This window comes from Achromobacter sp. NPDC058515 (assembly GCF_042721735.1).
Taxonomy (GTDB): domain Bacteria; phylum Pseudomonadota; class Gammaproteobacteria; order Burkholderiales; family Burkholderiaceae_B; genus Achromobacter.
The window spans coordinates 1-23,301 of sequence record NZ_JBHXNI010000006.1 but is presented as its reverse complement, the minus strand read 5'-3'; the positions used below and the strand labels follow the sequence as shown (position 1 = coordinate 23,301).

21 protein-coding genes and 1 tRNA gene are annotated in these 23,301 nt (G+C 66.1%); 9 read left to right on the top strand and 13 right to left on the bottom strand.

Annotated features, from left to right (window positions below):
* Positions 1-14: 14 nt before the first annotated feature.
* On the top strand, positions 15-1,232 hold the full coding sequence (locus ACFWP0_RS12440; RefSeq protein ID WP_377842387.1) for a hypothetical protein: 1,218 nt from the start codon (positions 15-17) through the stop codon (positions 1,230-1,232).
* 5 nt (positions 1,233-1,237) lie between these two features.
* Here ACFWP0_RS12440 and aqpZ read toward each other — a convergent pair whose 3' ends face one another.
* From aqpZ to ACFWP0_RS12410, 6 genes are all read right to left on the bottom strand, one after another.
* Complete coding sequence (aqpZ, locus tag ACFWP0_RS12435) at positions 1,238-1,951, bottom strand: aquaporin Z (RefSeq protein WP_377842385.1); 714 nt, start codon at positions 1,949-1,951, stop codon at positions 1,238-1,240.
* 241 nt (positions 1,952-2,192) lie between these two features.
* Positions 2,193-2,777, bottom strand: a complete 585-nt coding sequence (locus ACFWP0_RS12430) for a glycerol-3-phosphate responsive antiterminator (protein ID WP_377842383.1) — start codon at positions 2,775-2,777, stop codon at positions 2,193-2,195.
* Positions 2,778-2,779: 2 nt separating this feature from the next.
* Positions 2,780-4,336 (bottom strand): FAD-binding oxidoreductase, encoded by a 1,557-nt coding sequence (locus ACFWP0_RS12425; RefSeq protein WP_377842381.1) that lies wholly within the window; start codon positions 4,334-4,336, stop codon positions 2,780-2,782.
* Entirely contained in the window at positions 4,337-6,013 is a 1,677-nt protein-coding gene (locus ACFWP0_RS12420) for a glycerol-3-phosphate dehydrogenase/oxidase (protein WP_377842379.1), read from the bottom strand.
* A complete protein-coding gene (locus ACFWP0_RS12415) occupies positions 6,010-7,551 on the bottom strand; it encodes an FGGY family carbohydrate kinase (protein ID WP_377842378.1) in 1,542 nt (513 codons plus the stop codon). Before ACFWP0_RS12415 ends, ACFWP0_RS12420 begins: the two co-directional genes overlap by 4 nt.
* Positions 7,548-9,005 carry an MFS transporter gene (locus ACFWP0_RS12410; protein ID WP_377842376.1) on the bottom strand — a complete coding sequence of 486 codons (1,458 nt, stop codon included), beginning with the start codon at positions 9,003-9,005 and terminating at the stop codon, positions 7,548-7,550. The genes ACFWP0_RS12415 and ACFWP0_RS12410 overlap by 4 nt, the downstream gene beginning before the upstream one ends.
* A 155-nt stretch (positions 9,006-9,160) precedes the next feature.
* On the opposite strand from ACFWP0_RS12410, the gene ACFWP0_RS12405 reads away from it, so the two are divergent.
* Positions 9,161-9,616, top strand: a complete 456-nt coding sequence (locus ACFWP0_RS12405) for a GNAT family N-acetyltransferase (protein ID WP_377842375.1) — start codon at positions 9,161-9,163, stop codon at positions 9,614-9,616.
* A gap of 89 nt (positions 9,617-9,705) precedes the next feature.
* Here the strand turns inward: ACFWP0_RS12405 and ACFWP0_RS12400 are convergent, their stop codons facing one another.
* The 3 genes from ACFWP0_RS12400 to ACFWP0_RS12390 form a co-directional block, all read right to left on the bottom strand.
* Positions 9,706-9,954, bottom strand: a complete 249-nt coding sequence (locus ACFWP0_RS12400) for a hypothetical protein (protein ID WP_377842373.1) — start codon at positions 9,952-9,954, stop codon at positions 9,706-9,708.
* Positions 9,954-10,148 (bottom strand): hypothetical protein, encoded by a 195-nt coding sequence (locus tag ACFWP0_RS12395; protein ID WP_377842371.1) that lies wholly within the window; start codon positions 10,146-10,148, stop codon positions 9,954-9,956. Before ACFWP0_RS12395 ends, ACFWP0_RS12400 begins: the two co-directional genes overlap by 1 nt.
* A 203-nt stretch (positions 10,149-10,351) precedes the next feature.
* Positions 10,352-10,438 (bottom strand) — tRNA-Leu (locus tag ACFWP0_RS12390).
* Positions 10,439-10,485: 47 nt separating this feature from the next.
* Here ACFWP0_RS12390 and dapC point away from each other — a divergent pair.
* The 6 genes from dapC to ACFWP0_RS12360 are packed head-to-tail and all read left to right on the top strand — an operon-like array spanning position 10,486 to position 16,762.
* Positions 10,486-11,682, top strand: coding sequence for a succinyldiaminopimelate transaminase (dapC, locus tag ACFWP0_RS12385; RefSeq protein ID WP_377842369.1), 1,197 nt, complete (start codon positions 10,486-10,488; stop codon positions 11,680-11,682).
* Between the two features lie 24 nt (positions 11,683-11,706).
* Positions 11,707-12,528, top strand: a complete 822-nt coding sequence (dapD, locus tag ACFWP0_RS12380; protein WP_377842367.1) for a 2,3,4,5-tetrahydropyridine-2,6-dicarboxylate N-succinyltransferase — start codon at positions 11,707-11,709, stop codon at positions 12,526-12,528.
* Entirely contained in the window at positions 12,529-13,743 is a 1,215-nt protein-coding gene (dapE, locus tag ACFWP0_RS12375) for a succinyl-diaminopimelate desuccinylase (protein ID WP_377842366.1), read from the top strand.
* A gap of 9 nt (positions 13,744-13,752) precedes the next feature.
* Complete coding sequence (prmB, locus tag ACFWP0_RS12370) at positions 13,753-14,649, top strand: 50S ribosomal protein L3 N(5)-glutamine methyltransferase (RefSeq protein WP_377842364.1); 897 nt, start codon at positions 13,753-13,755, stop codon at positions 14,647-14,649.
* Entirely contained in the window at positions 14,646-16,577 is a 1,932-nt protein-coding gene (locus ACFWP0_RS12365; protein ID WP_377842362.1) for an ABC-F family ATP-binding cassette domain-containing protein, read from the top strand. Before prmB ends, ACFWP0_RS12365 begins: the two co-directional genes overlap by 4 nt.
* A 41-nt stretch (positions 16,578-16,618) precedes the next feature.
* Positions 16,619-16,762 (top strand): hypothetical protein, encoded by a 144-nt coding sequence (locus ACFWP0_RS12360; protein ID WP_377842361.1) that lies wholly within the window; start codon positions 16,619-16,621, stop codon positions 16,760-16,762.
* Positions 16,763-16,825: 63 nt separating this feature from the next.
* Here the strand turns inward: ACFWP0_RS12360 and ACFWP0_RS12355 are convergent, their stop codons facing one another.
* The 3 genes from ACFWP0_RS12355 to ACFWP0_RS12345 are packed head-to-tail and all read right to left on the bottom strand — an operon-like array spanning position 16,826 to position 20,636.
* Complete coding sequence (locus tag ACFWP0_RS12355; protein ID WP_377842359.1) at positions 16,826-17,131, bottom strand: chorismate mutase; 306 nt, start codon at positions 17,129-17,131, stop codon at positions 16,826-16,828.
* 5 nt (positions 17,132-17,136) lie between these two features.
* On the bottom strand, positions 17,137-19,431 hold the full coding sequence (locus tag ACFWP0_RS12350; protein ID WP_377842358.1) for a UvrD-helicase domain-containing protein: 2,295 nt from the start codon (positions 19,429-19,431) through the stop codon (positions 17,137-17,139).
* On the bottom strand, positions 19,428-20,636 hold the full coding sequence (locus ACFWP0_RS12345; RefSeq protein WP_377842356.1) for a fatty acid desaturase: 1,209 nt from the start codon (positions 20,634-20,636) through the stop codon (positions 19,428-19,430). The genes ACFWP0_RS12350 and ACFWP0_RS12345 overlap by 4 nt, the downstream gene beginning before the upstream one ends.
* 373 nt (positions 20,637-21,009) lie before the next feature.
* Here ACFWP0_RS12345 and ACFWP0_RS12340 point away from each other — a divergent pair, with 373 nt between their 5' ends.
* The gene (locus tag ACFWP0_RS12340; protein ID WP_377842355.1) at positions 21,010-21,390 is read left to right on the top strand and encodes a hypothetical protein; all 381 of its coding nucleotides are present in this window, start codon (positions 21,010-21,012) and stop codon (positions 21,388-21,390) included.
* 25 nt (positions 21,391-21,415) lie between these two features.
* Here the strand turns inward: ACFWP0_RS12340 and ACFWP0_RS12335 are convergent, their stop codons facing one another.
* Positions 21,416-22,837 (bottom strand): RsmB/NOP family class I SAM-dependent RNA methyltransferase, encoded by a 1,422-nt coding sequence (locus ACFWP0_RS12335; RefSeq protein ID WP_377842772.1) that lies wholly within the window; start codon positions 22,835-22,837, stop codon positions 21,416-21,418.
* Positions 22,838-23,301 lie beyond the last annotated feature (464 nt).

The following is a 23,301-nucleotide window of genomic DNA, read 5'->3' as shown; positions in this document are numbered from 1 at the left end:
CAGGCTGAGCCAACATGGGTTTTTTCGATTCTTTTTTCCGGCGCAAGCCTACGCAGGACCAGTTTGCCAAGCTGTTTGTCAACGCGGCGCGCCAGCAGGGTTTTGACGCTGAACTGCAGTACAAGGCCGACGAGTTCCGGCTGCTGTTGGCTGAAGGATCGTTCTTCAATCTGCACAACGCCTATCACGCCTACTGCGGCAACAAAGGCGCCGAACGGGAGCGCGCCCTGCAGCGGTATGTCTGCGCGCTGGCCAGCAGCACGCAAGGCACGCCGCAACAGGCGTCCGAGGTCCGGCCGCTGCTGCGCGCCATCATCCGCAACCGCAGCGCCATCGAGGACGTGCGGCTGCATCACATCCGGGCAGAGGGCAACGACGACGCCCACCATCCGTCGTACCTGCCGTTCGGAGACGATTGCGCGGTGCTGCTCGCGCTGGATCATCCGGACGCCATCTCCACACTGACGAACGGTCCCGAGGCGGCCTGGAAACTGACATTCGACCAGGCGCTGGCCATCGCCATGGACAATCTGCGCGACGAGCCCGACAACTTCGCTGAACTGGCAACGGGTGTCTACGGCGGCGCGTGGGCCGACGGCTACGACATCAGCCGCGCCTTGCTGCCGGACATGCTGGAAAGAGTTCCCGTGCGGGGCCGGCCCGTATTCATGATGCCTACGCGCGATGCGCTGCTGGTCGCCGGCGACAACGACGACGAGGGCCTCTTGAAAATGGTGGAGCTGTGCCACCTGGCCATCCAGCATGGCCGGATGATCTCGCCGCACATGTACCACTACGAAGACAAGACGGCGTCGCGCTACCAGCCGCGCGACGCCGCGCTGGCGCACCGGTTGGCGCACCTGGCCCGCGTGCTGGCCAAGTCCGAATACGATGCGCAGAAAGAGGCCCTGGACCACATCCACGAAGAACAGGGCAAGGACATCTTCGTGGCCAGCTACAACCTCTTCACGCAGAACGAAGACCCTGGCACCTCGTTTTCGCTGGCGTCATGGACACGCGGCGTGGATACCTCGCTGCCCAGGGTAGACCGCCTGGCGCTGGTCCGCCCCGACGCCGCCGACGACATCGGCGAAGTCCGGGTGGTGTCCTGGGAGCAAGCCGCGCATCTGCTTGAACCCCTGCTTGCGCCGGAAAACTACTATCCCATCCGGTATCGGACACTGGGCTTTCCCGAGGATGCCCAACTGGCGCAACTGGATGAGGCGACCTGATCGCGCTACGCGCGTTCCGCTGAAGGATCGCTGACCAGCCGGTAAGCGATGGCGCCGATGACTGCTCCCGCGATCGGGGCGAGCCAGAACAGCCACAACTGCTCCAGCGCCCAGCCGCCCACGAACACGGCGGGGCCCGTCGAACGGGCGGGATTGACCGACGTGTTCGTGACCGGGATGCTGATCAAATGGATGAGCGTCAGCGCCAGCCCGATCGGGATCGCCGCGAATCCCGCCGGCGCCCGCCGGCTTGTGGCGCCCAGGATCACGAAGAGAAAGCCGGCGGTCAGCACCAGTTCCGTCACCAGGGCGGAGACCATCGAATACTTGCCCGGGGAGTAGGCGCCGTAGCCATTGGCCGCGAAGTGGCTGGCCTTCAGATCGAACCCGAGCTTGCCGCTGGCGATGCAGGCCAGCACCGCCGCCGCCGCGATGGCGCCCAGGACCTGGGCAATGACGTAAGGCAGGATTTCCCGGGCGGGAAAGCGGCCGCCCGCCACCAGGCCGACGGTGACGGCCGGATTGAAGTGCCCACCCGAAATATGGCCCACCGCGAACGCCATGGTCAGCACGGTCAGGCCGAAGGCCAGGGCCACGCCTGCAAAGCCGATGCCCATCTGCGGAAAGCCGGCAGCCAGCACCGCGGCCCCGCACCCGCCCAGCACCAGCCAGAACGTGCCAAAGAATTCCGCGCCGCAGCGCTTGGGTAGCGAGTACATCTCCACTCCTCGAAAACGAAAGCCCAACGGTATCTTGAAGCGCGCGCCAGGAAGTTAAAACAATGCAAATCTTGACAATCCTTGTACGCGGCAAGGCGGGCAATGGCTGCCGCAACCAAGATAACGTTGCGCAAGGAATTCGGGCATCGCGCAAACGGGCGTAGCGAAAAGGCGCAAGGCCCCGCGCACGATCACATGCGCGGGGCCCTGCGGGACGCGAGGCTGTCGCGGCGTTGAGGCGTCAGCGCCTTAACTGGCCCGGGTCCAGGCTCCATAGCGCATGTTCGCTGGTGGACACGCCGACCGCCCCATGCTTGATGGCAATGCCCACATCGGCCTGGTTGCAGACAAACCCCGATGCGACGATGGGCGGCAAGGCTTTGAGATCCTGCGCCGCCATGTGCGCGAGCATGGGCGCCGGCATCAGCTGGACCAGGTTGGGATCGCTCTGCTCAAGGGCCTTGACGCTGCGCGGCCAGGTGGAGCGGTCCGTCACGAACACCTTCTGCATGGTCACCATGCCTGCCCGGTTGGCGCGCTGGATCGTGGCCACGCGCGTGGAAACGAGACTGGCCACGCCGATGTCCGCCAGGTATTCGACCCCGCCCTTGTCTTGCGACAGGCCCTCGCAGCTGTCGATGTTGACGATGACGAACTTTCCCGCCCGATTCAGCGTGGAGATCACGGGCGCGAGCTTGCGCAGTTCCACATTGGCCACGATCGCGATCTCGGCCGCGCTGCCCACGAAGGTATTGATCTGCTCCACCCCGTACAGCGTCGCGATGACCGGGTGACGCGCCAGACATGCGCCGAATGATCTGTCCATGGTTATCGCTTGCCCTGGTCGGGGAAAAGCTCATCGCCAAGTCCGAGCTTTCCGGGGTTGAGAATGTTCCGCGGATCCAGCGTGCGCTTGATCGTCCGCAGAACCTCGAACGCGCTGCCCAGCGATTCCTGCATGTACGGCGCCCGCAGCAGGCCCACGCCGTGGTGATGGCTGAGCGCCGCATTATATTTAATCAGCACCGCGTTGGCCGCGTCCCATGCCTGGCGATACCACTGGGCGCGGCGCTCCACTTCCACCTCGCCGCGCAGCGAAAAATACAGGCATGCGCCGTCGACATAGGCATGCGACTGATGCGCCGATCCCGCCAGGGTGCCCGGCACCGCGTTGACGGCGTTCACGACCTCGGTGTAGATGGCGGCAAGATCGCTCCAGCGCCCCGCCATCTCCAGCGTATCGGCCACAAATCCCGGGCTGCGCTTGAATCCCTCGGCGCTCTTGCCCGTGAGGTAACGCGTCTCCAGCCAGCGCTCAAAGACCGCGTCGCCGTCCAGCTTCTCGCCCAGTTCCTCGCACACGCCTTCGCTGATCTCCATGACGGCGTCGACGATCTGCCGCGCTCCCTCGTCCGCCACCAGCAGCACGTTCAAGTCCGGCCGGTTGAACTGCACGCCGCTTTCCAGTTCGTCGTACAGGCGCAGCGCGGCGGGGTTGGCGCCGCGCTGCATGATCTCGCGGCAGGCGTCCAGGCCGACGGCGAAGGTCTTGAATCCATAGGCGATGGCCCGGCCGTAGTCCGGCAGCCGGTGCAGCTTCAGGCGCACGCGCACGATGACGCCCAGCGTGCCTTCCGATCCGATGAACACCTGCTGCAGGTCCGAACCCAGCGCGGCGCGCGAGTAGCCGCCCACCGTGATCAGGCTGCCGTCGGCCAGCACCACGTCCATGCCGAACACCATGTCCTCGATCTTGCCGTAGCGGGTGGACAACTGCCCTGCCCCGCGGCACGCCACCCAGCCGCCCACGGTGCTGATGCCGAACGACGAGGGCCAGTGGCCCATCGTCAGGCCGTACTCGCCCTGGATCGTCTGCTCGAAGACGTCGCCGAACATGCCGGCTTCCACTTCCACGATCTGGCTCTCGCGGTCCACGCCGATCAGCCTGTTCAGTTGGCAGACGTCCAGCACAATGCCGCCGCGCACCGGCAAGGCGGCGCCCGTCACGTTGCTGCGGCCCGCGGACACGGTGACGGGGATGCCGCCTTCGTTCGCAATGCGCATCACCGCCTGGACCTGCCCGACCGTGGACGCCTTGGCGATGACGGCATGCGGCGTGGCGGGCTTGCCCGCCGTTTCGGTCATCATCGATCCCGCCCACCAGTCGCGCGTCCAGGCCACGACGCTGGCGACATCGGTCAGCACCTCGTCGCAGACGCGGCGCAAGGCCTCCACCTGCTCGGCGGGCACGCGCACGGGATCGCGCTGCAGGCCGGGCTCCGAGCCGGTTTGGGTCAATGCCGCGGCGTAGGCCGGCGGCGTGTGCGCGCCCACCACGTAGTTGCCCCGGTTGTAGCCGCGCTTGATGGCTTCTTTGCTGATCATTTATTCATCTCCCATGAGTACGGACTTTTCATGCCTGACCGCAGCGAGGTAGTCGTCGACCTGCTGCGCAACGGTGGTTTCGGACAGGCCCAGTTCGGCCTGCAGTATCTGGCCGACGCGCGCGGCGGCGCGGGCCGAGGCGTCGCGCGCCATCAGGCGCGCCCGCATGCGGCGCGACAGCACGTCTTCGACGGTGCCGGCCAGTTCATGCCGCGCGGCGTACACGACTTCGGCTTCGGTGTAGGGCAGGCCCTCGACAATGGGCGCCAGCAGCTCTGGCCGGTCCTGCATGATGTCGCTGACAAACCGGGCCTCGGTGCCGTAGCGCTCGCCCAGGTGCGCGGACAGGCCGCCGGACGCCACGATGGCTTGCGCGTCGTAGCCCGCCGCGCCCAGCAGATAGGCGCGCCTGGTCAGGCATTTGGCCTGCTTTCCGATGACCTGCTGGGCCGCATCGATGGTCTGCTCGGCCATGTGGCGCGAGGTCGTCAGCTTGCCGCCCACGACCGTGACCAGCCCGTCCGCCGCCACGCGTATCTCGTGGTTGCGCTTGATCTCCAGGGTCTTGCCGCCGGGCGGCGCGACCAGCGGCCGGCAGCCCGCGATGCTGCCCACCACGTCTTCGGCACGCAGGTCGGTCTTGAGCGCGGACCGCGCCCCTTCCAGCAGGAAGTCCAGCTCGCGCCGCGTGCAGTACACGTCGTCGAGATCGCCCTCGTAGTCTTCGTCGGTCGTGCCCAGGTACGACACGTTGCCCCAGCGTGTGATGGTGGCGCGGCGGCTGCGGCCGGGCACCGGGATGGTCACCGTGCAATCGTTGCGCACCTTCAGCCAGGGCACCGCCACATGCACGCCCTTGGCCGGGCGGATGTGCAGCGCCTGGGCATCGCCCCGCTTCGCGCCGTTCCAGTCCCGCAGCCAGACGCCCGTGGCCATGATGACCGCGCCGGCGCGGACGCGGATCTCCCGTTCCCCCGCCTGGACGATCACGCCGTCGACCTTGCCGTGCTCGTTGCGGGTCACCTCGATCGCCTTGGCGTGGTTGACGACCGCGGCGCCGTGGAAAGCCGCGCTGCGCGCGACCGCCAGCGTCAGGCGCGCATCGTCGACCCGCGCATCGAAGTACAGGAATCCGCCCAGCAGGCCCTCCTCCTTGAAGGTCGGGCAATGCGACAGCACCTCGGCGGTGCTCAGTTTCTGGTGCAGGATGCCCTCGCGCCAGCCGCCGGCGATGTCATACGTCCACAGCAGGCTTTCAAACGCCTTGGACAGGCGCTTGTCGAAGACCCCGTCCTTCTCCAGGATCGGAAACAGGAACGGCAGGCGCTGCACCAGATGCCTGGCGTTGCGCCGCAGCCGCTGGCGCTCGTGCAGGGAATGCCGCACCAGGCCAAGATTGCCTTGCTCGATGTACCGCAAGCCGCCATGCACCATCTTTGACGACTTGGAAGAGGTGCCGGAGGCGAAATCGTCCTTCTCGACCAGCGCCACCCGGTAGCCGCGCAGGCTCGCGTCCAGCGCCGCATAGGCGCCGGTGATGCCGCCGCCCACGATGATGATGTCGAAACGCTCGCCGCCCAACCGGTCCAATTGCTCCTGCCGCATCAGGCGTAATGGTTCGGTGCTCGTCATGTCGGCCTGGTCCTTCCCAGGCTTTCTGGATAGCCACCCCATCATGTTTCCAAGGCCTCCTGTTTGTCTTGCTTGAATTGATCGACGTGCGCCAGTTCGGCATCCACCCGGGCATGCCAGAGCGCGCGGCGGCGCGCCCGCCCGGCCGCATCCAGGACGGGTTCGAACACCGCGTCCGTCACCGTCGTCTTGCGGGCCTCCTGCAGGGACTTCCACAGCAAGCCCGATGAGCCGGCCAGGAAGGCCGCGCCGCGCAGGCTCGCGCGGTCGGCCTCCTGCATGCGGCGGATCGGGATGCCGATCAGGTCGGCCTGGATCCGCAGCAAGGGATCGCTTCCCGCCAGCCCCCCGCCGACCACCAGTTCCGACACCCGCACGCCCGAGGCTTGCTCGTCGGCCTCGATGCAGCTCGCAACCGAATGAGCGATGCCCTCCAGAATGGCGTAGGCGACTTCCGCCTGCGTCGTGGCCATGGAGACGCCGGTCAGCGAAGCCCGGGCGCCCGCCTCCATCCTGGGCACGCGCAACCCCGTCAGCGCGGGCACGAAGGTGACCCCCCGCGAGGACGTGGCGCTCGCGGCCAAGGCGCTGATCTCGCGCGCATCCTTGAACCACTTCAGCTTGTCGCACACCCAGTTCAACGCCGAGCCGGTCGTGGCGACGAAAGTCTCGACGGCAAAGTGCGACACCCCGTGCTGGCGGCGCGCGGTCATGGTGAGCGACCCTGCCAGCAAGCCGGAATTGGCGGGCGGTTCGGGACCGATGATCAGGTCGACGAAACTGCCGGTGCCGTGCACGCACATCGCCTGGCCCCGGTCCAGGCAGCCCAGCCCCACGGCGCCCGCGTGCTGGTCGCCCGCGGAGGCGAGAATGGGCACCTCGATGCCCAGCACCTCCGGACGGGTAAGGCCGAAATCATCGGCGTCCTGCCGCAGTTCGGGCAGGAGCTCGGGCGGAAACCCCAGCGCTTGCACCCAATCCTCGTAATAGCGATGCCCGGCCAGCACATAGGCGCCGGCCGACGTGGCGTTGGTCGGCGTGGTCACGCACTCGCGCCGCTGCGAGAAATGCCAGAGCAGCCAGCTGTCGACCGTGCCGAAGGCCAGCCGCCTGTCGCGCCAGGCATCCGCGACCTGCGGCGTGTCGCGCAGGTGGCGCGCCGCCCACAGGTAGAGCGAACGCACGCCGACGGGACGCCCGACTCGCGCCAGCAATCGCTCGTCCCATTGCGGGGCCAGCTCCGCCAGTTCGTCCACGTAGCGCGTGTCCTGCCAGACCATCGCCGGCACCAGCGCGCGGCCGCTATGCGTATCCCACAGCACCGCGGTGGCGCGCTGCGTCGCGATCGCCAGGGCGACGATGTCCTGCCCTTCGAGCCGGGCTTGCGCGATGGCGCTGCGGCAGACCTCGATGGTCTTGTCCAGAATGTCGTTGGCGTCCTGCTCGACCACGCCCGGCCGGGGGGAGTCGACGCGCAGCGCCAGATACTCCAGGCAGGACACGTGGCCATCGGGCGCCACGGTCGCCGCCCGCGTGCCGGAGGTGCCCTCGTCTATGGCAAGAATCACTGGCTTGTTTGTCATCGCGAGACCTTTCCGATCGCGGGGTCCAGGGCGGCCAGCGGCACGTCGTCCTTGAACTGCGGCGCGCCGGCTTCGTTGTCGGGGTTGATCGTCGTGCGGGTCGGATCCCACTTGATCACAAAGCAGATGATGCTGGCGACCAGGGGAACGACAGACAGGATCAGGAAGGTCTTCTCCAGGCCGTAGTTCTCGCGGAAGATCGGAAACACCAGCAGGCCGATCGCCGCCCCGGTGGAGCCGAGCGCGCCGATGATGCCGTTGGCGCCGGCCCGCAGCTCGCTGCGGAAGGACAGGGACGACAGGCTCTTGCCATTGGCGCCCGGGCCGCCGGAGTGGAACAGGATGAACAGGGAGGGAACCACGACCGCCAGCCACATGGGCATCTTGCCGTGGAAGGAGCCCAGGAGCAGCAGCATCAGGAACACCGCGGCAAAGCCGAACGCCGACGCGCGCCGCAGGCCCAGCTTGCGGCCGATGTACGGCGAGAGGAAGCCGCCGAAGATGCCGAAGACGTTGAACACCAGCGCGCCGATCGTCGCGTAGATGAAATCCTTGCCAAACAGGGCGGCGCTGATCAGGGGCAGGTACCAGCCCACGGCAAAGTACTGGATGGACTGGCCGATCTGCACCGTGGCCGCCAGAATCGTGCGCGGCAGGTACACGCCGCGAAAGATCAGCAGCACGTTGGCCAGGCCGCGCCTGGCCAGGTTGAGGACAGGCACGCGCTCTTCCAGCGGAGCCGCCGCGAATCGCTGGCCGTAGATACGCGTCATTGCCTGCGCCGCGTCCTCCACGCGTTCCTTGCGGGCCAGCCAGATCGGGCTTTCCACCATGTAGCGCATCTGCAGCAGCAGGATGACGACCGCGAAGATGGCGGTGGCCGCGACCGAATAACGCCAGATCGAATCGCCCACATCCCACGAGAAGAACAGCATGGCCAGCAGCAGGTTCGTGCAGACGGCCGTGTACCACATGCCCTGCCAGGTATTGAGGCGGCTCTTGAACTTGACGGGGGTGAACTCGGCCAGCACGGCCATCGCGATGGCGAAGTCGATGCCGTACGCCGCTCCCACGAAGAAGCGGCCCACCAGGATGACTTCAAAGCTGGGCGCAAACACCACCAGCAGCGCGCCGATGACGGCGAGGAACTTGGCGATGACCAGAGGCCGTATGCGGCCCCAGCGGTCCGCCATCCATCCGCCGATGGGATTGAAGGCGATGGCCACCCAGGCTGCGAAAGAGGTCATCAGCGCCACCTGGCCGGCTTTCAAGCCTAGGTCGCGCGTCATCGGGCCCAGGCCCGCGCTTAATGCGGAATTGGCGAATGCGTCGAGAAACAATCCGCCCAGCGCGAGCCACCATATCAGGCCGGCCCGGCCCGTGATGCCTGGGCGTGAATCGATATAAGCGATGACATCGTCGATGCCACGTATTTTTACGGTCGATGATTGCACAGTCGTCTCCTCTTGGAATTATTTCTGTAAGAGGTCGACGCAATCTGCACGCGATAAAAGACCACCTTACAGATGGTCTTTTATCTAAATCTGTGCGGTGACTTTATGGACTATCCTCCAGCGTGTCAAGGATGTCGGGCATGAGGACAAACCCCATGGAACTGCGTCATATCGATCGAAACGGACTGGGCGAACTGCTGTCGCTCTATGCGCATTTGCACGACACGGACGACCCCTTGCCGGATGCCTCGCAAGTCGGGGCGGTGTGGGAGGAACTGATGGCCAATCCTCGCTGCAGGCATGTGGGCGCATACGAGCAGGACCAGTTGCTTGCGAGCTGCACGATTACCGTCATCCCAAATCTCACTCGGGGTTGCAGGCCCTACGGCGTCATCGAGAACGTGGTCACGCATCGGGCTCACCGGGGACGAGGCTACGGGAAGGCGGTCCTGAAAGGCGCACTGGAATTCGCATGGTCCATGCGCTGCTACAAGGTCATGCTGATGACCGGGCGCAAGGATCAGGCGACGCTGGATTTTTATGCGGGAGCCGGATTTTCCGGCGATGAGAAGCGGGCCTTTATCGCCAAGCCTGGCGCGTTCTGCGCGTGATTTCACGCGGGTAACTATGCCTTGCGGCAGCACTTCCCAGAATTCGTGTGATTAATTGCCTGCGGGCGGCTCAGTAGGACGCCCCGCCTTTAGCCACAGAAAGTCCAAGTAATCGCCAAAGTCTTCCGCTTCCAGCTGCCCTCTGCGAGATAGACAACTGCGTCTTCCAACATGGAAAACACATCATCCACCCCGGCATAGTGCTGGTGCATCTCGATGCGTTTTAGCGCGGCTTCCACGCCGCCCCTACCGCCATTGGCAAAACCAGGCGTGCCGCCCAGCTGCAGAATTATTTCGTCGTGAACCCCGATGACATAGTCGAGATCGAGGAGCGCCATCAGCGGTCCTTAAGCGCGCGAAGTACTTCGCCATGATGGCGCATCACCTGCCTAACCCGGGCCTGTGTGATTTCCTTGGCGGCGCTACCGCTTGCATCTTCGACTTTGGGCGAGACGGGCGCACGCTTTTGCGCCGACTTGAGATCTTTGATGATCGCCCGGTAATACGAAATCTGGTGCTTGAATTCTGACATTCTCTCTCTCCAGACATGGATTTATTGAAAAAATGTACTTGACCTGCGAATCCTGCGGCAAGGCGAGCGCCCGCGGAAGGTGCGGGGAGCATGGGCCAGGACTGCGAATTCTTGCTTTTTGGCAGTCAACCGGCACCCGCCCTACCCGCTAAGCCGTTGATTTTAAATATTGACCTAACCTAACCAACGATTTCAATAATTCTTGGTGCGAAGGAGGGGACTCGAACCCCTACACCTGTTACGGCGTCAGGACCTAAACCTGGTGCGTCTACCAATTTCGCCACCTTCGCATTAGGCCAAGCCCGCTATTGTAGCTTGCTTGGTAAAATCTTGCGTCATGAATCCGCGCCTCGATGCCTTACACCCCTATCCGTTCGAAAAACTGCGGGCTTTGCTGGCTTCGGCCAGCTCGCAGCCGGACGGCCTGACGCCCATCAACTTGTCGATAGGCGAGCCCAAGCACGCCGCGCCTGAGCGCGTCGCGCAGGCTATCCGCGACAATCTTGCCGGGCTGTCCGTCTACCCGTCCACCAAGGGCGACCCGGCCCTGCGCCGGGCGATCTCGGAGTGGCTGGCGCGCCGTTACAGCATTCCCGCGCCCGACCCCGAGACGCAGGTGCTGCCGGCGCTCGGCTCGCGCGAGGCGCTGTTTGCGTTCACGCAGACGGTGATCGACCCGTCGGCCGGCTCGGTCGTGATCTGCCCGAACCCGTTTTATCAAATCTATGAAGGCGCCACGCTGCTGGCCGGCGCCACGCCCTACTTCGTCAACGCCGATCCGGTGCGCAATTTCGCTTGCGACTGGAACCAGGTGCCGGAGGATGTCTGGAAGAAGACGCGCCTGGTGTTCGTCTGCTCGCCGGGCAACCCGGCCGGCAACGTCATGGCGCTGGACGAATGGGAAACGCTGTTCGAGCTGTCCGACCGCTACGGTTTCGTGATTGCCTCGGACGAGTGCTACTCCGAGATCTACCTGGACGAAGGCAATCCGCCGCTGGGCGGGCTGCAGGCGGCGCGCCGCCTGGGCCGGGACACCTACCGCAACCTGGTGGCGTTCTCCAGCCTGTCCAAGCGCTCCAACGTGCCGGGCCTGCGTTCGGGCTTTGTCGCGGGCGACGCGGCGCTGATTGGCCGTTTCCTGCTGTATCGCACGTATCATGGCAGTGCGATGAGCCCGCTGGTTTGCGCGGCCAGCGTCGCGGCCTGGACGGACGAGGCGCACGTGAAGGACAACCGCCGCCTCTACCAAGAGAAATTCGACGCGGTCGTGCCCATCCTGCAGAACGTGCTGGACGTGTCGCGCCCGCAAGCCTCGTTCTACCTGTGGGCGGCCACGCCGGGATCGGACACGGCCTTCGTCCGCGACCTTTATGGACGCACCGGTGTTACCGTGCTGCCGGGAAGTTTCCTGGCGCGGGACGCGCATGGCGTGAATCCCGGCCAGGGCCGCATCCGCATCGCCCTGGTGGCGCCTTTGGCCGACTGCGTGCAGGCAGCCGAACGCATCGCCCATTTTGTGCATACTTCTGTTTGATCAACCTTTAAAAGCTGAGCCGCTATGACTCTCGACCTGCAGACCACCATCGAACAAGCCTGGGACGACCGGGCCAACCTGTCGCCCACCGACGCCAGCGCCGAAGTGCGCGAAGCGGTTGAGCACACCATCGACGGCCTGGATCTGGGCCGCCTGCGCGTGGCCGAGAAAATCAATGACGACTGGGTCGTGCACCAGTGGATCAAGAAGGCCGTGCTGCTGTCGTTCCGCCTGAACGAAAACGCCATCATGGGCCAGGCGCCCTTGCAGTTCTACGACAAGGTGCCGCTCAAGTTCTCGGAATTCGGCGACAACGCCTTCAAGCAAGGCGGCTACCGCGTGGTGCCGCCCGCCGTGGCTCGCCGCGGCGCCTTCATCGGCCGCAACGTGATCCTGATGCCCTCCTACGTGAACATCGGCGCCTACGTCGACGAAGGCACCATGGTCGACACCTGGGCCACCGTCGGTTCGTGCGCCCAGATCGGCAAGAACGTCCACCTGTCGGGCGGCGTGGGCATCGGCGGCGTGCTGGAGCCGCTGCAGGCCAACCCCACCATCATCGAAGACAACTGCTTCATCGGCGCCCGCTCGGAAGTCGTGGAAGGCGTGGTCGTCGAGGAAAACTCGGTGCTGGCCATGGGCGTGTTCCTGTCGCAAAGCACCAAGATCTATGACCGCGCCACGGGCAAGGTCACCTACGGCCGCGTGCCCTCGGGTTCGGTCGTGGTCCCGGGCTCGCTGCCGTCGGCCGATGGCTCGCACAGCCTCGCCTGCGCCGTCATCGTCAAGCGTGTCGACGCGCAGACCCGCGCCAAGACCAGCATCAACGATCTGCTGAGGGCGTAAATGAGCTCGCCCGCACGGCCGCCCGAAGGGCGTGCACCCTCCCTCGGGGAGGCAGCCGCAACGCGGCAGGAGGCCCAATCCCCTTCTGCCGTACTGGATCTGGTTAAAGACCTGATCGCCCGCCCGTCGGTCACCCCGGCGGATGAAGACTGCCAGGCGGCGCTTGCCGCCCGCCTGGAACGTATCGGCTTCACCTGCGAGACTATCGCGCAGGGCGGCGTCACCAATCTGTGGGCCCGGCGCGGCAGCGCCGCGCCGCTGACCGTCTTTGCCGGTCACACCGACGTGGTCCCTCCCGGTCCGCGCGAAAAGTGGGACAGCGATCCGTTCGTGCCCACCGAACGCGACGGCTGGCTGTACGGCCGCGGGGCGGCCGACATGAAGAGCTCGATCGCCGCCTTCGTGGTGGCGGCCGAGGAATTCGTGGCAGCCCACCCGCAGCATGGCGGTTCGATCGCGCTGCTGATCACCTCGGACGAAGAAGGCCCGTCGATCGACGGCACCGCCATCGTCTGCGACGCGCTGAAGGCGCGCGGCGAACAGCTCGATTACTGCATCGTCGGCGAACCGACTTCCGGCGACGTGCTGGGCGACACCTGCAAGAATGGCCGCCGCGGCTCCTTGTCGGGCAAGTTGACGGTCAAGGGCATCCAGGGCCACGTGGCCTACCCTCACCTGGCGCGCAACCCGGTGCACCAGCTGTCCCCGGCCCTGGCCGAGATCGTCGGCATCGAATGGGACCAGGGCAACGAGTACTTCCCGCCCACGACGTTCCAGGTGTCGAACCTGAACTCGGGCACCGGCGCCACCAATGTGGTGCCGGGCGAAGCCGTGGCGCTGTTCAACTTCCGCTTCTCGACCGCCAGCACGCCGGACAGCCTGAAGCAGCGCGTGCACGCGGTGCTGGACAAGCACGGCCTGGAATATGAACTGGACTGGGAACTGGGCGGCGAGCCTTTCCTGACCCCGCGCGGTTCGCTGACCGACGCGCTGGTGCAGGCGATCCACGCCGAGACCGGCGTCGCCGCCGAGCTGTCGACGACCGGCGGCACGTCCGACGGCCGCTTCATCGCCAAGATCTGCCCGCAGGTCATCGAGTTCGGCCCCGGCAACGCCACGATCCACAAGGTCAACGAGCGCGTCGAAGTGGCCTCGCTGGACCCGCTCAAGAATATCTACCGACGCACGCTGGAAAACCTCCTGCTGCAAAAATAAAAGTCCCTCATGTATCAATCCGCCCGCCAAGAATTGCTGACCCTGCGCGACCTCATCCGCTATGGGGTGTCGCGCCTGAACGGCGCCCAGGTGGCGCTGGGGCACGGCAGCGACAACGCCTGGGACGAGGCGGTCTACCTGACGCTGCACGCCCTGCACCTGCCGCTGGACACGCTGGAACCGTTCCTGGATGCCCGCGTGGTCCGCGAAGAGCGCGACCGCGTGCTGGACCTGCTGGAACGGCGCGTGACCGAGCGCGTGCCCGTCGCCTACCTGACCAACGAGGCGTGGCTGCGAGGCCACCGCTTCTATGTGGACCAGCGTGTCATCGTGCCGCGCTCGCCCATCGCGGAGCTGCTGGACTCGGGGCTGTCGCCCTGGGTGCAGGACCCGCTGGCGGTGGAAAACGTGCTGGACATGTGCACCGGTTCCGGCTGCCTGGCCATCCTGTCCGCGCTGGCGTTCCCCTACGCCCACGTGGATGCGGTGGACGTGTCCCAGGACGCGCTGGAAGTGGCCCGCCGCAACGTCGATGACTATGGACTGGCCGGCCGGCTGGACCTGCACGAGAGCAATCTGTTCGACGCGCTGCCGGCGCGCCAATACGACGTCATCATCTGCAATCCGCCCTACGTGAACAGCGGCTCGATGGGCGCCCTGCCCCAGGAATACCTGCACGAACCGCAACTGGCGCTTGCCGGCGGCGACGATGGCATGGACCTGGTGCGCCGCATCCTGGCCGCGGCGCCGCAATACCTGACGCAGGACGGCGTGCTGGTGCTGGAAATCGGCCACGAGCGCGACTTCTTCGAGGCCGCGTTCCCGGCGCTGTCGCCCGTCTGGCTGGATACGGAAGAAGCCTCGGACCAGCTTCTGCTGCTTACCCGCGAGCAACTCAGCCTGTGATACGCGCTACTGGATTGACCCTGCGCCGCGGCACCAAAGTGCTGCTGGACGGCGCTGAATTCGTCGTGAACCCGGGCGAACGCGTGGGTATCGTGGGCAAGAACGGCGCGGGCAAGTCCTCGCTGTTCGCGCTGCTGACCGGCGCGCTCGACCTGGACGCGGGCACCTTGTCCGTGCCCGTGGGCTGGCGCATCGCCAGCGTCGAACAGGAGCTGCACGCGGACGACCGCCCCGCCCGCGAGTTCGTCATCGACGGCGACACCCACCTGCGCGCGCTGCAGGCGCAGCGCGCCGCGCTCTCCGACGACCACGGCACGGAGATCGCCGAAGTGGAAGCCGCGCTGGTGGAAGCCGGCGCCTGGAGCGCGGCCTCGCGCGCCGAGCAACTGCTGGCCGGCCTGGGATTCAAGCCCGCGGAGTGGACGCAGCCAGTGGAGAGCTTTTCGGGCGGCTGGCGCATGCGCCTGGCGCTGGCCCGCGCGCTGATGGCGCCGTCCGAACTGCTGCTGCTGGACGAGCCCACCAACCACCTGGATCTGGACGCCATGCTGTGGCTGGAGAAATGGCTGGGCGCCTACGAAGGCACCGTCATGCTGATCTCCCACGATACCGAGTTCCTGGACGCGGTCGCCAAATCCATCCTCCATTTCGACCACGCCAAGCTGACTCGCTACCGCGGCGGCTACGGCGACTTCCTGACGCAGCGCGCCGAGCGCCTGCGCCAGACCAACATCGCCTATGAGCGCCAGACCCGCGAAACGGCGCGGCTGCAAGGCTTCATCGACCGCTTCAAGGCCAAGGCGTCCAAGGCCAAGCAGGCACAAAGCCGCGTCAAGGCGCTGGCGCGCATGCAGGTGCTTGCGCCCTTGCAGGCTGAAGCCGGCATCGACATCCGCATCCCCTCGCCGGACCAGGTGCCCGACCCGCTGCTGACGCTGGAGCACCTGTCGGCCGGCTACACGGACGCGGCCGGCAATGCCGTGCCCATCCTGCAGGACGTGACGCTGATGGTGCGCGCGGGCAGCCGCGTGGGCGTGCTGGGCGCCAACGGCGCCGGCAAGAGCACGCTGATCAAGACGCTGGCCGAAGAGATCCCCGTGCAGGCCGGCGAACGCCGCGCCTCGCGCGGGCTGGCCATCGGCTACTTCCACCAGCACCAGCTCGACATGCTGGACGTGGACAGCACGCCGATCGCGCACCTGGCCCGCCTGGCGCCCGAGGCGCGCGAACAGGAGCTGCGCAACTACCTGGGCGGTTTCGGATTTTCTGGCGACACGGTGACCAGCAAGGTCGGTCCCATGTCCGGCGGCGAAAAGGCGCGCCTGGCGCTGTCGCTGATCGTCTGGCAGAAGCCCAACCTGCTGCTGCTGGACGAGCCCAGCAACCACTTGGATGTTGAAACGCGCGAGGCCCTGGCCACCGCGCTGGCGGATTTCGGCGGCAGCATGCTGCTGGTGTCGCATGACCGCCACCTGCTGCGCACCACCGTGGACAGCTTCTGGATCGTGGCCGACGGCGCGGTGCGCGAGTTCGACGGCGACCTGGAAGACTACCGGGACTGGCTGGCCGCCCGCAATGCGGGCGAGCGCGCCGAGGCGCGCGAAAACGCCGAGGGCGGCGAGCCCGTCGTCGACCGCAAGGCGCAGCGCCGGGCCGAGGCCGAACAGCGCCAACGCCTGTCCGCTCTGCGCAAGCCGCTGGAAAGCAGGCTGGCCAAGGTGGAATCCGAGATGGAGAAGCTGCGCGCAAAGCTGCATGCGCTGGACGCCGTCATCGCGGACGCCGACCTGTACTCCGATGCGCGCCGCGCGGAACGCCAGAAGGTCATGGCCGAACACGGCGAACACGGCAAGCGCATGGACGAACTCGAAGAGCAGTGGCTGGAACTCCAGGGCTCGCTGGAAGAGATCGACCAGAGCGAGGCCTGAGCCCGCAAGGCGGCGGCCTCCGCCGCCGCGGCCAGCTGCGGATGTACAACGCCGGCATGGGCCGGGACGTTGCGCCGGCCAACCCGCCGGACCCTTACGCGCCGCGCAAGTCAGCGCACATCCGGCCCCTGGATTTGAGCGCGGACGACATCGACGCCTTGCTGGCGTTCATGAAGGTCTTGTAGGAGAAAGAGAAGGCGGCGCCGGTGTCTTGCGCAGGCAAGCATCGCGCGCCGCCTGGCCTGGCGTTACGAGTACGGGCGCTCGCGCAGGCGGGTGTGGTGGTCGATGACGGTATCGATCACTTCGCGCAGGATGGTTTCGGCCAGGGCGGGCGGCACGCCCGCCTCTTCGGCCAGCCGGCGGATGCGCTCGACCTGCTGGGCTTCCCGCTTGGGGTCCACCAGATCCATGTCGTGCTTCGTCTTGAGCTCGCCGATCATGTCCGTGCAACGGAACCGCACGCCCAGCAGCAGCATGATCTGCTGGTCGATTTCATCGACCTCGGCGCGCAGCGACGCTAACTCGGCTTTCGGGGAATCGTTATTGGCCATGTCTCTCAACCCTGAACAATATCAAGCTTGGCGATACCCAGCGCCAAGGTCTTGGCGCCTACGTCGCGGAACTGGATTTCTGCCTGGGCGTCCTGTCCCGCTCCGCTCAAGCCGATGATCGTGCCATCGCCAAACCGCGCGTGGTGCACGCCCTGGCCTACACGATACTGCTTGTCGCCCACCGTGACGCCGGTCGCGACGCCGCGAGGTTGACGCGGCGCAATGGTATTGGTTGCCTTGCGTCCGAACGCATCGCCGCGGTTGCCTCCGCCCCAGCCGGCGCCCATGGCGCTGACCGGCGCCAGCCCGGCCTTGGGCGACAGCCATTTCAGGTGCTGCTCGGGGATTTCGTCCAGGAAGCGCGAACGCATGGCGTAACGGGTCTGGCCGTGCAGCATCCGGCTTTGCGCCAGGCTGATGTACAGGCGCTGGCGCGCGCGCGTGATCGCCACGTACATGAGGCGGCGCTCTTCCTCCAGGCCGGCAGGCTCCAGGATGCTGTTCTCGTGGGGGAACAGCCCCTCTTCCAGGCCCGTGATGAAGACGGCGTCGAACTCCAGGCCCTTGGCGGCGTGCACCGTCATGAGTTGCACGGCGTCCTGGCCTTGCTGGGCCTGGTTGTCGCCGGCCTCCAGCGCCGCGTGGGACAGGAACCCCGCCAGCGGAGTCAGGCCTTCCGGCGCCACGATGGGCGCGTCCACCACGCCCGGCATCAGCGTCGACGAGGTGTCCTGCTCGGGCACCACGCCGGCGGGCATGCCGTCGTAGTTTTCCTCGGAAGCGAACACGGCCGCGGCCGTGATCAGTTCGTTCAGGTTTTCCAGCCGCTCGGCGCCTTCGCGCTCGGCCTTGTAGTGGGCATTCAGACCGCTCGTCTCGAGCATGTGCTCGACCATCTCCGGCAGCGGCAGGTCGCGCGTTTCTTCGATCAGCCGATGGATCAGCTGGGCGAACTGGGCCAGGTTGGAACCGCCCTTGCCGCCCACCAGCGCCACCGCCGCATACAGGCTGGTGTCGTGCGCGCGGGCCGCGTCGGCAAGCTGTTCCAGCGTGCGCGCGCCGATGCCGCGCGTCGGGAAATTGACGACCCGCATCCACGACGTGTCGTCGTGCGGGTTAGCCATCAGGCGCAGGTAGGCCAGCGCGTGCTTGATTTCCTGGCGTTCGAAAAAGCGCAGTCCGCCGTAGACCTTGTAAGGTATGCCGGCCGAGAAGATGGCGTGTTCCAGCACGCGCGACTGCGCGTTGCTGCGATAGAGCACGGCGATCTCGTGGCGGTCGCTGCCTTCGTGGATGAGGGAACGGATCTCGTCCACGATCCACTGCGCTTCCATGCCGTCGGACGGCTGCTCGATGACGCGCACCGGCTCGCCTTCGCCCTGTTCGGTCCAGAGGTTCTTGCCCAGGCGGCCCGTGTTGTGGCCGATCAGCGCGTTGGCCGAATCCAGGATGTGCCCGAACGAACGGTAGTTCTGCTCCAGGCGGATCACGGTGCCGCGCGCGTAGTCGCGCTCGAAATCGGCCATGTTGCCGACGTTGGCGCCGCGGAACGCATAGATGGATTGGTCGTCGTCGCCCACGGCGAAGATGGCCGCGCCGCCGCCCGCCAACAGGCGCAGCCACTTGTACTGCAGCGTGTTGGTGTCCTGGAACTCGTCGACCAGAATGTGGCGGAAACGGCGCTGGTAGTGCTCGCGCACGGGCGCATTGCGCGACAGCAATTCATAGGCGCGCAGCAGCAGCTCGGCGAAGTCCACCACGCCTTCGCGCTGGCACTGGGCCTCGTAAAGCTGGTAGATCTCGATCAGGCGACGGCGATGGGCGTCGTAGGCCTCGACGTCCGGCGGACGCAGGCCTTCTTCCTTGGCGCCGTTGATGAAGCGCTGCACATCGCGGGGGGGGTATTTTTCGTCGTCGACGCCATTGGCCTTCATGAGGCGCTTGATGGCCGCAAGCTGGTCGGTGACGTCGAGGATCTGGAAGCTTTGCGGCAGGCCGGCGTCGCGGTGGTGCGCGCGCAGCATGCGGTTGCACAAGCCGTGGAAGGTGCCGATCCAGAGGCCGCGCGTATCGATCGGCAGGATGGCCGACATGCGCGCCAGCATCTCGCGGGCGGCCTTGTTCGTGAACGTGACCGCCAGCAGCCCAAAAGGCGAAGCCTGGCCGGTTTGAATCAGCCAGGCCATGCGGGTGGTGAGCACCCGGGTCTTCCCGCTGCCCGCCCCGGCCAGGACCAGGGCGTGCTGCGGTTCTAACGTTACTGCGGCGCGTTGTTCAGGGTTGAGCTTCTCTAGCATCATGCCGCGTAGCGGCGCAGATGTTGAGCGAATTGCTCGAGCCCGGCGATGCCGCTTTGCTGGGCGCGCTGGCACCAGGCCTGCAGGTCATTGAGGAGCTGTTCGCTGCTGGCGCTGGAGCTTTCCCAGATGCGGCCGAGTTCGCGGCGCATCTGCACCAGCGTGGACAGCGACTTGTTCTGGGCAATGGCCTTGTCAACAGCGGCAAGCTGTTCGGGCTGGAGGATGTCCTCGTTGCGGTGGATGGCGCGGCGCACCTGGTGCAGCTTGGTATAGCCGCATTCGGCGTTGCCTTCCTGGCGCGAGGCCTTCAGCTTGCTCAGTTCTTCGCGGGCGGCGCTCTTGATCACGTCCGCATAGCGGGCCATGACTTCGTAGCGGTGCGTGATCACGCCTTGCAGCGTGCGCAGGTCGATGCCGGTGCGGGTGTCGTCGAGCTTGAGCTTGGGCGCAACCTTCTTGATCTTGGCCAGGCCAAGGAACTTCAGGATGTTGATGTAGCACCAGCCGATGTCGAACTCATACCACTTGGCCGAGAACTTGGCCGACGTGCCGTGGGCGTGGTGATTGTTGTGCAGCTCTTCGCCGCCGATCACGATGCCCCAGGGGAACACGTTGGTGCTGGTGTCCGGGCTGTTGTAGTTGCGGTAGCCCCAATAGTGGCCGATACCGTTGACGACGCCGGCCGCCCAGAAGGGAATCCAGGCCATCTGCACCGCCCACACCGTGACGCCGATGGCGCCGAACAGGGCCACGTCGATGGCGAGCATGCTCAGCACGCCCCACAGGCTGTGCTTGCTGTAGACGTTGCGCTCGAGCCAGTCGTCGGGCGTGCCATGACCGAACTTGGCCATGGTTTCGTTGTTGTTCGATTCTTCACGATAGAGTTCCGCGCCGCGGAACAGCACCTTCCAGATACCGAACAGGATGGGCGAGTGAGGGTCGCCTTCCTTTTCGCACTTGGCGTGGTGCTTGCGGTGAATGGCGACCCATTCCTTGGTGACCATGCCGGTCGTCATCCAGAGCCAGAAGCGGAAGAAATGCATGACGGCTGGATGCAAGTCCAGACCGCGGTGCGCTTGGCTGCGATGGAGAAAGACCGTGACCGCAACAATGGTGATGTGCGTCACTACCAGGGTGAAAACGACGACCTGCCACCAAGTAGCTTGGGTCAGACCACCGGCAATGAAGGAGAGGATGTAATCCATAAAGCTGTTATGAGCCTCGCTTGAGAAGTGCCTGAAGTTTAACGTACCTTTGTTGTCTTATGACAAGGTAGTTTCAAAATAGTTTTTGAGCGAAATCAAGGACTAAGCCCCGGTTTTGAGCACAAAAAAACCACTCTCGCGACAACTTCGGGCGGTCGCGAGGCTGGCCTTGCGGTAATCCGGCCGCCGGTGGCGGCTACCCTTGCTCCAGGTGGGGATATTCGCAATGGCACTTGGTTTTGGCTACATTTCGCCATTAAAGTTCCTGTCAGCCAGGCCGTTCGTCTTGAAGACGCCACGATCCGGGCGCACACTTCGTGCCCGCCCCGCCTACCCAACTGTCTCTTTTGCCCCACTGATGTTGCACATAATAATGCGTCCCCGATTTCGTTCCGTCCTGGCCGCGCTCGGATTGGCGTTGTCCGCCCCCGTCCTGGCGCAAACGCTGAAGTCGGGGGACGTCGCCGTGCTGGCCTCTTATTACGAGATACGCGGGTCGGACTGCCTGGCGCTGCGGGCGCCGCGGGTGGCGATCACGCAGATGCCGACGCTGGGCAAGGCCAGCATCCAGCAGACGCGCGGCCAATCCAGCGATTCCGGGCGCTGCGCATACAAGGCTGTGCCGGTGTCGCAAGTGATCTACCAGGCGGACCGGCCCGGTTCCGACACCCTGTCCTGGGAAGTGAAGTACCAGAACAAGACCATCGGCACCCGCCGCTACAGCGCCACGGTAGGCGTCACGCCGGGTCCCTGACCCGGCGGCGCGCCCGCCTGCCGGATCAGGCCGGCTTGCCGGCCTCGCCCTGCGGCGCCGGTTCCGCCGTGGCGTCGACATCCGTATCGGCTTGGCCGGCGGTCTCGGCTTCGGCCTTGAGCCCGGTTTCCGCGCCCGCGTCGGCCTCGATGCCGGCGTCGACGCCAGCTTCGGCGTCCTCGGCCACGACGGCCGCGGCGTCATCCGTGGCGGCGCCCTTCTTCTTGCGCTCGAAAACGGCGGCGAAGAAGCCGTCGGTGCCATGCACGTCCGGACGCAGTTGCACGTAGGGGCCGTCCAGCTTCAGGGTTTCGCACCGGGCCGCGAGGATCTCGGCGGCGTCCAGGCGCTCGAAATCGGGGTGGCTGGCCAGGAAACGCTCGGCCTGCACCTCGTTTTCCTCGGCCAACAAGCTGCACGTGGCATAGACCAGGCGGCCGCCCGGGGCCACGCAACGCGCCGCGCTGTTCAGGATGCGTTCCTGCAGGCGGCCCAGCTCGGCCAGCGCCTCGGGGTGCTGGCGCCACTTCAGGTCCGGATTGCGGCGCAGGGTGCCGATGCCGCTGCAAGGCGCATCGACCAGCACGCGATGGGCCTTGCCGGCCAGGCGCTTCACACGGGCATCATTCTCGCTGTCGATGACGACCGGCACTACGTTCGACAGGCCGCTGCGCGCAAAGCGCGGCTTGGCGCGCGCCAGGCGGGCCGCCGACACGTCAAAGGCGTACAGGCGGCCGGTCGAGCGCATCAGCGCGCCCAGCAGCAGGGTCTTGCCGCCCGCGCCGGCGCAGAAATCGATGATCATTTCGCCCCGGCGCGGCGCGACCAGCAGCGCCAGCAGCTGGCTGCCTTCGTCCTGGACCTCGATGCTGCCGTTCTCGAACTGCGGCCAGCGGTTGATCGCGGGACGGCCTTCCATGCGAATGCCCCAAGGCGAAAAAGGCATGGCCACGGGCTCGTAACGGCCGGCGCTTTGCTGCAACTCGGCCAGCATCGCGTCGCGTTCGGCTTTCAGCGGGTTCACGCGCAAGTCCAGGCTGGCCTGGCGATTGAGCGCCTCAACCAGGGTTTCCGGGCTGTCCATGACGCTCAGGCGTTCGTCCAGCCAATCGGGGATGCTGCCGCGCACGGCGCGGGGCAAGGTGGCCAGGTCGATCTGGGACACGCGCTTGAGCCATTCGGCTTCCGCGGCATCCATGCCCTCTTCCAGGGCGTCGGCGCCCAGGGTCGCGTTCAGGCCCAGGATGGCCAGGCGGCGCGAGGCGGGGCCGACGCCGCTTTCGCCGAACTGGCGGTAGCGGCGCAGGTGGCGCAGCACGTCATAGACGGCTTCGGCGACTTCGGAGCGGTCGCGCGCCCCCAGATTCGGATGGTGGCGCAGCCAATGCGACAACGCGGCGTCGGCCGGATACGTCCATTGCAGGATTTCACCCAGGACGCGCTGCACCTGGTCGATACGGATGGCGGCGTAGGATAGTCGCGGACGATTGAACTGGGGCTTTTGCGGCGCCTGGTCCCGTTCGCCGCCACGGTCTTCCCCGCGGGGCGCGTTATACGACGGACGGACGTCCGAGCGGGCGTGGCCTTCCCCGCGATCCGAACCGTAGGAACCGCGTTCGCCGCCACGGTTTTCACCGCGCTGACCGCCGTAGGACGGACGCGAATCCGGACGGCCCTGGCCTTCGCGGCGTTCCGAACCATAGGAAGCGCGTTCGCCGCCACGGTTTTCACCGCGCTGGCCGCCATAGGACGGGCGCGAATCCGGACGGCCCTGGCCTTCGCGGCGTTCCGAACCATAGGAAGCGCGTTCGCCGCTACGGTTTTCACCGCGCTGGCCGCCATAGGACGGGCGCGAATCCGGACGGCCCTGGCCTTCGCGGCGTTCCGAACCATAGGAAGCGCGTTCGCCGC